Here is a 13,583-nt window from a genome sequence, read left to right as displayed (position 1 = left end):
CCCCGGCCTCGCCCTCAGTCGGCGGCGCGCATCGACCGGGTGCCGACCCAGAGCCCGAACAGGCAGACGAGCCCGGCGGCGGCGAAACCGCTCGCCACGACACTCGCGTCGAAGCTGCCGGCGAACAGCGCGCGCTCGGCGTCCACGACGTAGGTCAGCGGGTTCAGGCGCGACATCGTCTGCAGCCAGCCCGGGCCGGAGTCGACGGGGAGCAGCATCCCTGCGAGCAGCAGCACCGGGAACAGGAAGGTCTGCTGCACGGTCCAGAAGATCCAGTCCTGGCCCTTGGCGGCCAGTGCGAGCGCATAGGAAAGCGAGCCGAGCCCGACGCAGAACACCGACAGCATCAGCAGCCCGACCACGGTGCCGGTGACGTGCAGCTCGAACGAGAACGGCACCACGACCGCGACCACGATCACGGCCTGCACGAGGACCGGCACGATCTCCTTCAGCGCCCGCCCCATCAGCAGCGACGGGCGGGACAGCGGCGTCACCAGCGTGCGCTCGTGCGACCCGGTCTGCATCTCGAAGAGCAGGTTCGACCCGGTCATCGAGGCGCCGAACAGGCACGACATCACCACGATGCCGGGCACGAACCACTGCAGCGCGCTGCCCGACCCGAGTCCGGGTACGTCGGACAGCAGCGGCGCGAACAGCCCGAGGAACACCAGCGGCTGGATCATCGAGAACACGACCGAGAACGGGTCGCGCAGCATCGGGCGCAGCTCGCGCGCGAACACGATCGTCGTGTCGCGGACCAGGTTGCTGCGCGGGACGGGCGGGGTTGCGGTCAGGGTGGTCATGCCGGGACTCCGATCTCGGAGGTGGTGGACGGGATGTTCGAGTCGGCCTCGTCGCCCGCGGCGCCCTCGCGCAGGCTGCGGCCGGTCAGGTTGAGGAAGACGTCGTCGAGGGTGGGCCGGGCGACCTCGACGGACGCGACCGGCAGCCCGACCTCCTCGAGGTCGCGGATGATGCCGGGCGCGAGCCGGGCGCCGGCGGCGATCCGGACCATCACCTGGGTGCCGGTCGTGCTCACTTCGGCCTCGGGGTGCCGGCGGCCGACCTGGGACGCGGCGGCCGCTGCGTCGGCCGGCTCGTCGAAGCCGAGGGAGACCCGATCTCCGGCGTGGTCGGCCTTGAGCCGGGCCGGGCTGTCGTCGGCGACGAGCCGGCCGTGGTCGATCACCACGACCCGCTCCGCCAGCGAGTCGGCCTCGTCGAGATAGTGCGTGGTGAGTACGACGGTGGTTCCGTACCGCTCGCGCAACGACACGATGTGCTCCTGCAGGTTCGCCCGGTTCTGGGGATCGAGCCCCGTGGACGGCTCGTCGAGGAACAGCAGCGCCGGCGCGTGGATGAGCCCCATCGCGATGTCGAGCCGCCGGCGCTGGCCACCGGACAACGAGGAGACCTTGCGGTCGGCGACCTGGGCCAGGTCGAGCGAGTCGACCAGCTCGGCGGCCCGGGCCCGCGCCGCGGCCTTTGACATCCCGTAGGCCAGCCCATGGCTCACGAGCTCGTCGCGGCCGCGCTGGTTGTGCCCGGCGCCGTTGCCCTGCCCGATGTAGCCGATCGCGCGACGCACCTGCTGCGGCTCGCTCGTGACGTCGTACCCGGCCACCGTGGCCGTGCCCGAGGTCGGGGCGATCAGCGTGGTGAGCATCCGCAGCGTGGTGGACTTGCCGGCGCCGTTGGGACCGAGCAGGGCGACCATTTCGCCGCGCCCGACCGTGAGGTCGAGACCGCGCACGGCCTCCACGGTCTGCTTGCCCACCGTGAAGGACCTCGTGAGCCCTCGGGTGCGGATCATCTCGTTGCCTGGATCGAATGAGTTGGTGAGGTTCATGTCACCCACGCTAGGAACTCTTTAGGACAGGTACTGTCCTAAAGAGGCATAATCTTGGGTCATGGCAGGTTCGAGCGCCCGGATGCTGCAGCTGCTGTCGCTGCTGCAGACCCACCGGTTCTGGTCCGGCGGCGAGCTCGCCGAGCGGCTCGAGGTCAGCGAGCGCACCCTGCGCCGCGACGTTGATCGCCTGCGCGAGCTCGGCTACCCGGTCGACGCGGTCCGGGGCGTCGCCGGCGGCTACCAGCTGCAGGCCGGGGCGTCGCTGCCACCGCTGCTCCTCGAGGACGACGAGGCGGTCGCCATCGCCGTCGGCCTGCGCGGTGCGGCGGGCGGCATGGTAGAGGGGATCGCGGAGACGTCGGTGCGGGCGCTCGGCAAGCTCGTCCAGGTGATGCCCCCGCGGCTTCGCCGGCAGGTCGACGCACTGCAGTCCTACTCGGTGCCGGTGTCGTTCTCCGGTGGTCCGTCGGTCGACGCGTCCGCCCTGACCACCCTGGCGATGGCGTGCCGCGACGACGAGCGGCTCAGGTTCGACTACACGCCCCGCGAGGGCGAGACGATGCGCCGCCACGTCGAGCCGCACCGGCTCGTCACGCGGGGCCGTCGCTGGTACCTCGTCGCCTACGACCTCACCCGGCACGACTGGCGGAGCTTCCGCGTGGACCGGATCGCCGACCCCGAGCGCACCGGCGCCAGGTTCCGGCAGCGGGAGCTGCCGGCGCCGCACGCCGGGGACGCCGCCTCCTTCGTGCAGGCCGCGATCCGCTCGATCCCCCAGCAGCACGACGTCGCCGTGCTGGTCCGCGCGAGTGCCGACGCGGTCACCGAGGTCGTGCGCCGGTGGGGTGACGTCGACCCGCTCGACGACGCGTCGTGCCGGCTGCGGATGCAGGTCGACGACCTCGGCTGGCCGCTCATGGTGCTGGCCGCGGTCGGGGCGCCCTTCGAGGTCGAGTCACCGCCCGAGCTCGTCGAGGAGGTACGACGCGTGGGAGCGCTTTTCGGGGGCGGCATGTCCTAGCGTCGGCCGCATGACGCGCACGCAGTACTACACCGCGACGAGCATCGACGGCTTCATCGCCGACGCCGACAACTCGCTGTCCTGGCTGTTCGAGGTCAAGGGGGACCCGACCGACCGTCGCGTCGAGTGGGACTCGTTCATCGGCGCCGTCGGCGCGATGGCGATGGGCGCGACGACCTACCAGTGGATCCTCGACCACGAGCGCCTGCTCGAGCGACCCGAGCAGTGGCAGCAGATGTACGCCGACCGGCCGACCTGGGTGTTCACCCACCGCGACCTCCCGGTGATCCCCGATGCCCCGATCAGGTTCTGCCGCGACGACGTGCGCACCGTGCACGCCGAGATGGTCGCGGCCGCCGGCGACCGCAACGTGTGGCTGATCGGCGGCGGCGACCTGGTCGGTCAGTTCGACGACGCGGGACTGCTCGACGAGATCCACCTGGGCGTGCAGCCGGTGTTCCTCGGGTCCGGCGCCCCGCTGCTGCCGCGCCGGATCACCTCCGAGCGGTTGTCGCTGCGGTCGGCCGACCGACGCGGGCCGCAGCTCTCGCTGGTGTACGACGTGGCGCACTGACCCCCTGAGGGGGCTCAGGCGCGGAGCCGGCTCCGGCGACTCAGCCCTGGAAGGCCGAGCTGTCCTGCACGTTGTCGCGCACCCAGGCAACGATCTCGGTCGTCGTCGCGCCGGGCGTGAACACCTGCGCCACGCCGAGCTCCTTGAGCAGCGGGATGTCGGCCTCGGGGATGATGCCGCCACCGATGACCACGATGTCGCGGGCGTCGCGCTCGTCGAGCAGGGCGATGAGCTTCTTGAACAGCGTCATGTGCGCGCCGGACAGCACGGACAGGCCGACCACGTCGGCGTCCTCCTGGATCGCGGTCTCGACGATCTGCTCGGGGGTCTGGTGCAGGCCGGTGTAGATCACCTCGTGGCCGGCGTCGCGCAGGGCGCGGGCGATGACCTTCGCACCGCGGTCGTGCCCGTCGAGCCCGGGCTTGGCCACCACGATCCGGATCGGAGCCACCATCAGAACCACACCTGCCTGTCGAGAGGACCATCTGCTGCGCAGACTAACCGTGGTCGCCGGACGCCTCTAGACCAGGGTTTTCCGCTATGTGACGTTGGGCACCCTTCTGCCGGATCCCAGGGGGAGCGACCGGGGCCGAGACCGGAGGGGCGTGAGCCGGCCCACAGGGATTGGGGACCTGGCGGGACGATGCCGTGATTGTTCCGTTATTGTTTCTGCTCGCGTGCCCCCGACGACAAGGATCTTTACCCGTGGCGAACCACCGTGCTGAGAGGCGTGTGCCCTCTCGCCGGAGCGACGCGACTCGCGTGGGGGCGCGAGCGACCGACCCGAAGGTCGACATCCACGCGGCGTCGCTCACCTCTGGTACCACCCTCTCGCCGGTCGTAAACCCGACCATCGACGTGCAGGCCGAGATCACTCCGGTCGCCAGCCCTTCGGCTGCCAGTCCTCCGGTTGCCGGTGCTTCGGCCGCCGGCGCTGCGGTCGCCGGTGGTCCGGGCAAGCGCCGGGCCGTCAAGCCCACCCGCGCCGACCGCGCCGCTGCGCGGCACGCCGAGCGTGAGGCGGCCAGGCTCGCCGCCGCCCGGGATGCCAAGGCCGCGAAGGACGCCGCCGCCCCTGCGGCCGAGGCGGCCCGCGTCGCGCGCAAGCAGCAGGCGCTGGCCGCCCGACAGGCGGAGCGCGCCGCTGCCACCTCGTCCGTCAGCGCTCGGCCCGAGCTCCGCACCGGACACCACACCGGTGGGCGCGGCCGCAAGAGCCTGATCCCCGGCCTGCCGTCCGCCCCGTCCCTGATCGGGGCCGCCGCTCTCGCGTTCGCCGGAGTCGGCGCGACCGTCAGCCAGCAGAGCACGACCTTCGCCGACGACGACTTCCAGAAGTTCGCCACCCAGGCCAGCGTGCTCAACGCCGCCAGCAGCATCGGCTCCAGCGACGCGATCAGCGGTCGCCAGCGCGCCGTGAGCCGCGACTCCGAGCGCCAGGCACTCCAGGACGCGGCCGACGCGGAGCTCCAGGAGGCGGCCGAGACCCAGGCCAAGGAGCGCAGCGCCGCGCTGGCCGCGCTGGCCGCGAGCGCCGAGAAGCACGCCAACCAGATCGCGAAGAACGCCTGGCAGCTGCCGCTCCCGGCGGGCAGCTACCGGGTCTCCAACAACTTCGGTCACTGCTCCTACCTCTGGGTCAACTGCCACACCGGTGAGGACCTCTCCGCGCCGAGCGGCACGCCGATCTACTCCGTCGCGAGCGGCACCGTGACCGAGGCCGGCTACGACGGGTCCTACGGCAACAAGACCGTCGTCACCCTCGAGGACGGCACTGAGATCTGGTACTGCCACCAGACGACGATGGCCGTCTCCGTCGGGGAGACGGTGACCCCCGGTCAGACCATCGGCACCGTCGGCTCTACGGGCAACAGCACCGGCCCGCACCTGCACCTCGAGGTGCACCCCGGTGCCGGCGACGCGGTCGACCCGGTCAGCGCGCTGGCCGTGCGTGGCATCGCGCTCTGACCGACCGCTCTCGACGGGCCCTCAGAGCTTCTCCACCGGCGCGTAGCGCATCAGCAGCCGCTTGACGCCCTGCGACCCGAAGTCGATCGACGCGACCGCCTTGTCGCCGACGCCCTCGAGCGTCACGACGCTGCCCATCCCGAAGCTGTCGTGCAGCACCCGGTCGCCCGGCTCGAGCGACGGCACCTCGCGCTTCTGGCCACGGGCGTCCGCGTCGGCGCGGGCGGCGGCCGTGCCGAAGCGACGGCCGGGCTGGCCGGCGCCGCGCTGCGGATAGCCCGGTTGCACCGGCCGGCTCCACGAGGTCTGCGCCGCCTGCGTGCGCTTCCAGTCCACGAGGTCGACCGGCAGCTCATCGAGGAAGCGGGAGGCCGGGTTGTGGGAGGGGGCGCCCCAGGCCGAGCGCACGACGGCCCGGGTGACGTAGAGCCGCTGCTGGGCCCGGGTGAGCCCGACGTACGCCAGCCGACGCTCCTCCTCGAGCTCCGGCTGGTCGCCCAGCGAACGCATGTGCGGGAAGACGCCGTCCTCGAGACCGGTGAGGAACACCACCGGGAACTCCAGGCCCTTCGCGGTGTGCAACGTCATCAGCGTGACGACACCGCCGGACTCGTCGACGTCGGGGATCTGGTCGGCGTCGGCGACGAGCGCGACCCGCTCCAGGAAGTCGCCGAGCCCCGGCGTGGCCGGCGTCGGGTCGGCGGGGTCCGCCGAGGGGCCGAGCAGTGGCTCGTCGGCGAACTCGCGGGCGACCGCCACCAGCTCGGCGAGGTTCTCGACCCGGGTCTCGTCCTGCGGGTCGTCGCTGGCCTCGAGCTCGGTGAGGTAGCCGCTGCGCGTGAGCACCGCCTCCAGGACCACGTCGGCACGCTCCCCCGCCGCCACCATCGACTGCAGCTCCTCGACCATGTCTACGAAGCCGCGCACCGCGGTCAGCGACCGGGTCGCGATGCCGGGCGCCTCCTCCGCCCGCTGCAGCGCCTGCCAGAACGTGATCCGCTCTCGCTGCGCCAGGGCCTCCACGCACGCCTCCGCCCGGTCGCCGATGCCGCGCTTGGGGGTGTTGAGGATCCGTCGCAGCGAGATCTCGTCGGCCGGGTTGACCAGCATCCGCAGGTAGGCGAGCGCGTCGCGCACCTCGCGGCGTTCGTAGAAGCGCACGCCGCCGACCACCTTGTAGGGCTGACCGGTGCGGATGAACACCTCCTCGAACACACGGGACTGGGCGTTGGTGCGGTAGAACACCGCGACGTCACCGGGCTTGGCGACCTCATCGTCGGTGAGCTTGTCGATCTGCTCGGAGACGAACCGCGCCTCGTCGTGCTCGTCGTCCGCGACGTAGCCGACGATGCGCTCGCCGTCGCCGGCGTCGGACCAGAGGTTCTTGGCCTTGCGGCCCTTGTTGCGGCTGATCACCGCGTTGGCGGCGTTGAGGATGGTCTGGGTCGAGCGGTAGTTCTGCTCCAGCAGGATCGTGGACGCCTCGGGGAAGTCCTCCTCGAACTGCAGGATGTTGCGGATATTGGCCCCGCGGAAGGCGTAGATGGACTGGTCGGCGTCGCCGACGACCATCAGTTCCGAGGGCTCGATGCCGTCGGCGTCGGGGGCGTCCGGGTCGTCGCCACCGATGGCCACCGGGCGCCCTACGTCGTGCGCGCAGAGCTCGCGGACCAGGGCGTACTGGGCGTGGTTGGTGTCCTGGTACTCGTCGACCAGGACGTGGCGGAAGCGACGGCGGTAGGTCTCGCGCACGTCCGGGAACGCCTGGAACAGGTGCACCGTGGTCATGATGAGGTCGTCGAAGTCGAGCGCGTTGGCGTCGCGCAGCCGCTGCTGGTAGACCGAGTAGGCCTCGGCGTAGGTCTCCTCGAGGTGGTTCTTCGCCATGGACTTGGCGTCCTCGTGGTCGACGAGCTCGTTCTTCTGGTTGGAGACCCAGTTGAGGACCGCGCGCGGCTGGTAGCGCTTCGGGTCGAGGTCGAGCTCTCGCAGGACCAGCTGCATGAGCCGCTTGGAGTCGGCGGCGTCGTAGATCGAGAACGACGACTTGTAGCCGAACTTGTCGATCTCCTTGCGCAGGATCCGCACGCAGGCCGAGTGGAAGGTGGAGACCCACATGATCCGGGCCCGGCGGCCGACGAGCTCCTCGACGCGCTCGCGCATCTCGGCCGCCGCCTTGTTGGTGAAGGTGATCGCCAGGATCGAGCCCGGGTGCGCGTTGCGCTCGGCGATCAGCCAGGCGATCCGGCGGGTGAGCACGCGGGTCTTGCCGGAGCCGGCGCCGGCCACCACGAGCAGCGGCGGTCCGGCGTGCACGACCGCCTGGCGCTGCGGCTCGTTGAGGCCCGCGAGCAGCTCGTCGGGCGACGGCGTACGACGGCGTCCCTGCCCCTCCGCAGCACCGGGCTCGCGCTCGTCGCCCGGCCGAAGGTCGTCGACGGGTGCGGGAGCCTGCGGGATCGGGAACAGCGCGCTCATGTCGTGGCTCAGCCTACGTCCCGGACCCGACAACGATTCGTCTGCGGTCGCCCCGCGTAAATCACCCCATAGACCGCAGACGAATCGTTGTCAGCGGCCGGTGGCGGTGAAGTGCTGGTAGTCCTTCAGGCTCTGCCAGTCGCCGCCCCAGGACCAGCCGATGTCGGCGAAGGCACGCACCACGAGCCCGTTCGGCCTGACCATCCCGGGCCGCAGCCAGGACCGGTCGAGGTAGGCGCTGGCCCGCTCGGGGATCACCAGGTCGCCGCTCTGGTAGGGGTTCTGGAACGGGTTGAGGTCGATCGCCAGGCCGTAGGCGTGGGCAGAGTACGTCGTCCCGCCGGTGGTGGCCCGGCACACCATCGCCCCGGTGCCGTTGCCGTCCCCGCTCGGGGTGGGGTCCCGCTCGGACGAGGTGGGCAGGGTCATCTGCTCGATCGGGAACCGCGCGTCGTACAGCCGCCGGAACACCCCCAGCACGCCCCTGGCGTGGTCCTCGTGCACGATCAGCTCGCCGGTGTGCGGTGTCTTGTCGAACCCCCAGAACGTGACCTTCAGGTGGCGCAGGTCGCGCAGCACGACCGGGCAGCCGCGCTCCCACGAGGTCCCCATCCGGTCGCGGACCCGCGGGCCGATCGGCCGGACCGCACCGCGCCAGCGCTCGTCGGGAGGTGGTGGCAGTGCCTCGACGGTGGGCATCCGACGGACCCGGAGCTCGGGAGGGGTGCGCCTGACCTCGCCGAAGCCGTCGGGTCGAACCGGCAGCGCGCGCTCGCCGATCGGCCAGGAGTCCAGCCACGCGGGCTCGGGCTTCTTCTCGACGGTCGCGGACGGCTCTGCCGGCTGCGGGGTCGGCGCGCCCGGCTCCGCAGACGGGACAGCGCTCGTCTGACTCGACCGCACCGGTCCCTCGGCCCGCTCGGGCTCGTCGGCCGGCGTCGCGGACGTGCACCCGGCGACCAGGACCGTCAGGGCCAGGGCGACACCGAGTCCCGGCACGAGTCGGCGGGTCTTTCGCTGCACCCGACCAGGCTAGGTCGCGGGTGTTGTCAGCCGGAGACCGACACCTTGCGCCGGCCGTGCAGGTGCTGCGCCGCCCAGAGCACCAGGCCGATCGCCAGCAGGATCCCGCAGTAGACCAGCAGGCTCGGGTCGTCGATGACCGTGTAGGCCAGCAGCCCCGCGTTGCCGGCGATGCCGAGGTACAGCAGCGGCGTCGGCGCCACGAACGAGGCCGGCTCCTCGCTCTCGCGACGGAGCTTGAGGCAGGCGACGATGACCAGACCGTAGATGAAGAGCAGGAACACCACCGAGGCGCTGGCCAGGGTCTCCACCTCGGCCCCGGCCGCGACCAGCATGCCGACGACCATGATGAAGGTGAAGAGGATGCCCACCCACGGCGTACGCCGCTTCGGGTGAACCTTCGCGAACACCTCCGGGACGGCGCCCTCCTGGGCCATGCCGTAGAGGATGCGCGACTGGGTCACCATCGTCACCAGGCACGTGTTGGTCACCGCGATCAGCGCGATCAGGGCGAAGATCCAGGTCGGCACCGCCAGCGGGCCCTGACGGACCACCTCGAGCAGCGCACCTTCGGACCCGGCGACCGACTCGTAGGACGCGACGAGCGACGTCGAGATCGCGACCAGGACGTAGAGCAGGCCGGCGACCGCCATGCCGCCCAGCAGCGCCTTGGGGAACACGCGGACGGCGTTCTGGGTCTCCTCGGCCACGTTGGCGGCGTTCTCGAAGCCGGTCATCGCGAAGAAGGACAACGCCGCACCGCCGAGGATCGCGAGCACGATGTTGCCGTCGCCCTTGAAGTCGACGACCGCGCCGTAGTTGGCATCGCCGGTGAGCACCGTGGTGATGCCGATGACGATGATGATCAGCAGCCCGGTCAGCTCGATGAACGTCATGACGGCGTTGGTCTTGGCGGTCTCGGAGATGCCGCGGTAGTTGATGAAGGACAGCACCGCGACGAACCCGACTGCCACGATCGTCGTCGGCCAGTCGAGGAACTCCTTGAAGTACTCGCCGCCGAACGTCAGCGCCAGGGCGCCGGAGGCGGTCACGATGGCGGCCAGCATGCAGAACGTCACCACGAACGTGAAGAACTCGTTCCTGAAGGCCTTCTTGATGTACAGCGCGGCACCGGCGGCGACCGGGTAGCGCGTCACCAGCTCGGCGTACGCCAGCCCGGTGATCAACGCGACTCCCACGCCCAGGGCGAACGCCGTCCAGAAGGCCCCACCGACCTCGTCGGCGACCAGCCCGATCAGGGCGTAGATCCCCGAGCCGAGCACGTCGCCCAGCACGTAGAAGAACAGCAGGCCCGCCGTCATCGACTTGGCGAGCTTGGGCCCGTGCGACTCACTTCGCGGGGTGGTCTCGGTCTCGGACACGTCGGGTTCCTTCTGCGGTCGACGGGACGGTTGCCGCTGGTCGAACGAAAAAGTGCCCGCCGGCGACGTGCCCAAACATGCGCAACGGCGCGCCCGGTGCGCCCGGGTTGAAACACGTTCCATAGAATCGGGGCGCCCCGGCGCCCGCCCGGGCCCGGCTTCGAGGGAGACGCATGAGGCTGAAGCTGTCCGATGAGGACGCCGCGTTCCGCGCCGAGATGCGCACCTTCTTCACCACCGAGGTGCCGCAGCCCATCCGTGAGGCGGTGGCTGCCGGACGCGAGCTGACGAAGGCGCAGTACGTCGAGAGCCAGCGGATCCTCAACGCCGCCGGGCTCGCGGTGCCGGGCTGGCCGGTGGAGTGGGGCGGACGCGACTGGACGCCGCTGCAGCGGCACATCTGGCACGAGGAGATGCAGCGCGCGGCCGTGCCGCCCCCGCTCGGGTTCAACGCGACCATGGTCGGGCCGGTGATCGCGACGTTCGGCTCGCAGGACCAGAAGGAGCGGTTCCTGCCGCCTACCGCCAACCTCGACATCTGGTGGTCGCAGGGCTTCTCCGAGCCGGACGCGGGCTCCGACCTCGCGTCGCTGCGCTGCGCAGCGGTCCGCGACCCCTCGACGGGCTCGGGACGGGCGGCGGACTTCGTGGTCAACGGGCAGAAGACCTGGACCACCCTCGGCCAGCACGGCGACTGGATCTTCTGCCTGGTGCGCACCGACCCGGACGCCCCGAAGAAGCAGCAGGGCATCTCGTTCCTGCTGGTCGACATGTCCTCCCCCGGTGTCACCGTGCGGCCGATCGAGCTGATCGACGGCGGCCACGAGGTCAACGAAGTGTTCTTCGAGGACGTGCGGGTGCCGGCCGCGAACCTGGTCGGCGAGGAGAACAAGGGCTGGGACTACGCCAAGTTCCTCCTCGGCAACGAGCGGGTCGGCGTCGCGCCGGTCGGCTCCACCAAGCGGGTGCTGGCGCAGGCCAAGGACCGGGCCAGGACGGCCGGCGCCGGCGGCGGCTCGTTGCTCGACGACCCTCTGGTCGCCGCCCGGTTCGCCGACCTCGAGAACGAGCTGCTCGCGTTGGAGCTCACCGCCCTGCGAGTCGTCGCGCACTCCTCGGACGGCAAGCCCCATCCCGCCTCGTCGGTGCTCAAGCTAAGGGGCACGGAGCTGCAGCAGGCGGTCAGCGAGCTGGTCGTCGACCTGGCCGGGCCGGCGTCGCTGGCCTCGGGGGCGCCGGCGTCGTCCGAGCTGCCCGAGTGGACCCGGCGCGCCACCCCGGCATACCTCAACCTGCGCAAGGCCTCCATCTACGGCGGCTCCAACGAGGTGCAGCGGCAGATCATCGCCCGCACCATCCTGGGACTCTGAGGGGAACGCGATGAATTTCGAGTACGACGAGGAGCAGGACGCGCTGCGCGACAGCGTCGGCGGCCTGCTGGGCAAGGCCTACGGTGACTTCGAGCAGCGGCGCGCGACGGTGGCCGCCGAGCCCGGATTCGACGAGAAGACCTGGCAGCGGCTCGCCGAGCTCGGTGTGCTCGGGCTGCCCTTCGCCGAGGCACATGGCGGCATGGGCGCCGGACCCGTCGAGGTGTCAGTGGTGTGCGAGGAGCTGGGGCGGACGCTCGCACCCGAGCCGTACCTCGCCGCGGTCGTCCTCGCCGGCGGTCTGGTCGACGCGGCCGGCACCGAGGACCAGTGCACCGCGGTCCTGACCGCGCTGTCGGAGGGAGCCGAGGTGCCGGCGTTCGCGCACCTGGAGCCAGGCGCGCGTTGGTCCTCCTCGGCCGGCGGGGTGACCGCGACACAGACCGGCAGCGGCTGGCGGCTCGACGGGGTGAAGGAGCCCGTGCCGCATGGCGCATCGGCAGACCTGCTGGTCGTCAGTGCGGCGCTTCCCGACGCAGGGACCGGCCTCTTCCTGGTCGACCCGTCGTCCGAGGGCGTGGACCGCCAGGGCTACCCCACCCACGACGGCGGACGCGCCGCCCGGGTCGCGTTGACCGGCGCCTCCGCGACCCCACTGGGGGAGGCGGTCGACCGGGAGGCGACGATCGCCGCGGTGCTCGACCGGACCCGGGTCGCCGCGTGCCACCAGGCGCTCGGGGCGATGTCGTTCCAGCTCGAGGCGACGACGTCGTACCTCAAGAGCCGCAAGCAGTTCGGCGTCACGCTCAACAAGTTCCAGGCGCTGACGTTCCGGGCCGCCGACTTGTACGTCTCGCTGGAGCTGGCCCGCAGCATCACGCTGTGGGCGACTCTGGTGCTCACGTTCGGCTCACCCGAGGAGGCCTCCGACGCGGCCGCCCGGGCGTCGCTCCAGGTGAGCAGGGCCGGCCGGCACATCGGCCAGGAGGCTATCCAGCTGCACGGGGGTATCGGGATGACCGCGGAGTACGCCGTCGGGCACTACACGAGCCACCTCACCGCGCTCGAGCACTGGCTCGGCGACGGCCGTCACCACCTGGCCACGCTGTCCGCGCAGGTCGGCGACCACGGCGAGGTCGACCCGCTCCGCTGACCCGTCACCTCGCGGTTGCGGTGTCAGGACTTGCGCTTGTCGCGGACCAGCACGACCTTGTCCTGCCGCTTCACGTCGAACAGGTCGATCGCGTCGATGAGATCGGTGAGCTTTCGGTAGCCGTAGTTGCGAGGGTCGAACGACGCCTGATTGCCGATCTGGCTCCCGACGGGCCCCAGGTGCGCCCACCCGTCGTCGCCGGCGGCCGCGTCCACTGCGTTGCGCAGCATCAGGACCAGGCGCGCGTCACCTCGCAGCTTGTTCGACGGGACCGGCTTCAGCGACGACTGGTCCGGGGTGTCGGGCTCCTGACCCAGCCCCTCGACGAACGTGAACTGCGAGCACGCGTTGACGAACGGCTCCGGCGTCTTGCGCTGCCCGAACCCGTACACCTTGAGCCCCTCGGTGAGGATGCGCATCACCAGCGGCGTGAAGTCGGCGTCGCTGGACACGATCGCGAAGGCGTCGAGGGTGCCGGCGTAGAGCAGGTCCATGGCGTCGATGACCATCGCCATGTCGGACGCGTTCTTGCCCTTGCTGTAGGCGAACTGCTGGATCGGACGGATGGCGTACTCGTGGAGCGTCGCCTCCCACGGCTTGAGGTTCGGGCTCTTCCAGTCGCCGTACGCACGCCGGACGTTGGCGGCTCCGTGCCGGGCGACCTCCGCGAGGATCACGTCGACCTTGGCGGCGGGTGCGTTGTCGGCGTCGATCAGCAGCGCGATCCGACGTTCGTCTTCGGCCATGCCCTCACCCTCGCAG

12 protein-coding genes are annotated in these 13,583 nt (G+C 71.0%); 5 read left to right on the top strand and 7 right to left on the bottom strand.

All coding sequences use genetic code 11. The features are described 5' to 3' along the window. Window positions 1–14: 14 nt before the first annotated feature. Together VFH10_RS07730 and VFH10_RS07725 are read right to left on the bottom strand one after the other, a co-directional pair. On the bottom strand, window positions 15–803 hold the full coding sequence (locus tag VFH10_RS07730) for an ABC transporter permease (protein WP_325127535.1): 789 nt from the start codon (window positions 801–803) through the stop codon (window positions 15–17). Continuing rightward, window positions 800–1,849, bottom strand: a complete 1,050-nt coding sequence (locus VFH10_RS07725) for an ABC transporter ATP-binding protein (protein ID WP_325127534.1) — start codon at window positions 1,847–1,849, stop codon at window positions 800–802. Before VFH10_RS07725 ends, VFH10_RS07730 begins: the two co-directional genes overlap by 4 nt. A gap of 61 nt (window positions 1,850–1,910) precedes the next feature. Between VFH10_RS07725 and VFH10_RS07720 the strand changes: the two genes are divergently transcribed. Together VFH10_RS07720 and VFH10_RS07715 are read left to right on the top strand one after the other, a co-directional pair. Then, on the top strand, window positions 1,911–2,873 hold the full coding sequence (locus VFH10_RS07720) for a YafY family protein (protein WP_325127533.1): 963 nt from the start codon (window positions 1,911–1,913) through the stop codon (window positions 2,871–2,873). A 10-nt stretch (window positions 2,874–2,883) separates the two neighbouring features. Beyond that, window positions 2,884–3,447 carry a dihydrofolate reductase family protein gene (locus tag VFH10_RS07715; protein ID WP_325127532.1) on the top strand — a complete coding sequence of 188 codons (564 nt, stop codon included), beginning with the start codon at window positions 2,884–2,886 and terminating at the stop codon, window positions 3,445–3,447. Between the two features lie 40 nt (window positions 3,448–3,487). Here VFH10_RS07715 and VFH10_RS07710 read toward each other — a convergent pair whose 3' ends face one another. Beyond that, window positions 3,488–3,901 (bottom strand): cobalamin B12-binding domain-containing protein, encoded by a 414-nt coding sequence (locus tag VFH10_RS07710; protein WP_325127531.1) that lies wholly within the window; start codon window positions 3,899–3,901, stop codon window positions 3,488–3,490. A 308-nt stretch (window positions 3,902–4,209) separates the two neighbouring features. Between VFH10_RS07710 and VFH10_RS07705 the strand changes: the two genes are divergently transcribed. Beyond that, window positions 4,210–5,415 (top strand): M23 family metallopeptidase, encoded by a 1,206-nt coding sequence (locus VFH10_RS07705; protein WP_325127530.1) that lies wholly within the window; start codon window positions 4,210–4,212, stop codon window positions 5,413–5,415. 21 nt (window positions 5,416–5,436) lie between these two features. Here the strand turns inward: VFH10_RS07705 and pcrA are convergent, their stop codons facing one another. The 3 genes from pcrA to VFH10_RS07690 all read right to left on the bottom strand — a co-directional run bounded on the left by pcrA (window position 5,437) and on the right by VFH10_RS07690 (window position 10,298). Then, complete coding sequence (gene pcrA / locus VFH10_RS07700; protein ID WP_325127529.1) at window positions 5,437–7,893, bottom strand: DNA helicase PcrA; 2,457 nt, start codon at window positions 7,891–7,893, stop codon at window positions 5,437–5,439. Window positions 7,894–7,983: 90 nt separating this feature from the next. Continuing rightward, window positions 7,984–8,916, bottom strand: coding sequence for a M15 family metallopeptidase (locus tag VFH10_RS07695; protein WP_325127528.1), 933 nt, complete (start codon window positions 8,914–8,916; stop codon window positions 7,984–7,986). 26 nt (window positions 8,917–8,942) lie between these two features. Then, the gene (locus tag VFH10_RS07690) at window positions 8,943–10,298 is read right to left on the bottom strand and encodes an APC family permease (protein ID WP_325127527.1); all 1,356 of its coding nucleotides are present in this window, start codon (window positions 10,296–10,298) and stop codon (window positions 8,943–8,945) included. A 173-nt stretch (window positions 10,299–10,471) separates the two neighbouring features. Between VFH10_RS07690 and VFH10_RS07685 the strand changes: the two genes are divergently transcribed. Beyond that, entirely contained in the window at window positions 10,472–11,668 is a 1,197-nt protein-coding gene (locus tag VFH10_RS07685) for an acyl-CoA dehydrogenase family protein (RefSeq protein WP_325127526.1), read from the top strand. A gap of 10 nt (window positions 11,669–11,678) precedes the next feature. After that, window positions 11,679–12,821, top strand: a complete 1,143-nt coding sequence (locus tag VFH10_RS07680) for an acyl-CoA dehydrogenase family protein (RefSeq protein WP_325127525.1) — start codon at window positions 11,679–11,681, stop codon at window positions 12,819–12,821. 23 nt (window positions 12,822–12,844) lie between these two features. Here the strand turns inward: VFH10_RS07680 and VFH10_RS07675 are convergent, their stop codons facing one another. After that, window positions 12,845–13,567, bottom strand: a complete 723-nt coding sequence (locus VFH10_RS07675; RefSeq protein ID WP_325127524.1) for an NYN domain-containing protein — start codon at window positions 13,565–13,567, stop codon at window positions 12,845–12,847. Window positions 13,568–13,583 lie beyond the last annotated feature (16 nt).

Origin of the sequence: Nocardioides sp., from assembly GCF_035697785.1 — a bacterium.
Taxonomy (GTDB): Bacteria; Actinomycetota; Actinomycetes; order Propionibacteriales; family Nocardioidaceae; genus Nocardioides_B.
Note: the sequence above shows the minus strand (reverse complement) of the source record. Positions and strands in the feature narration are given on the sequence as shown.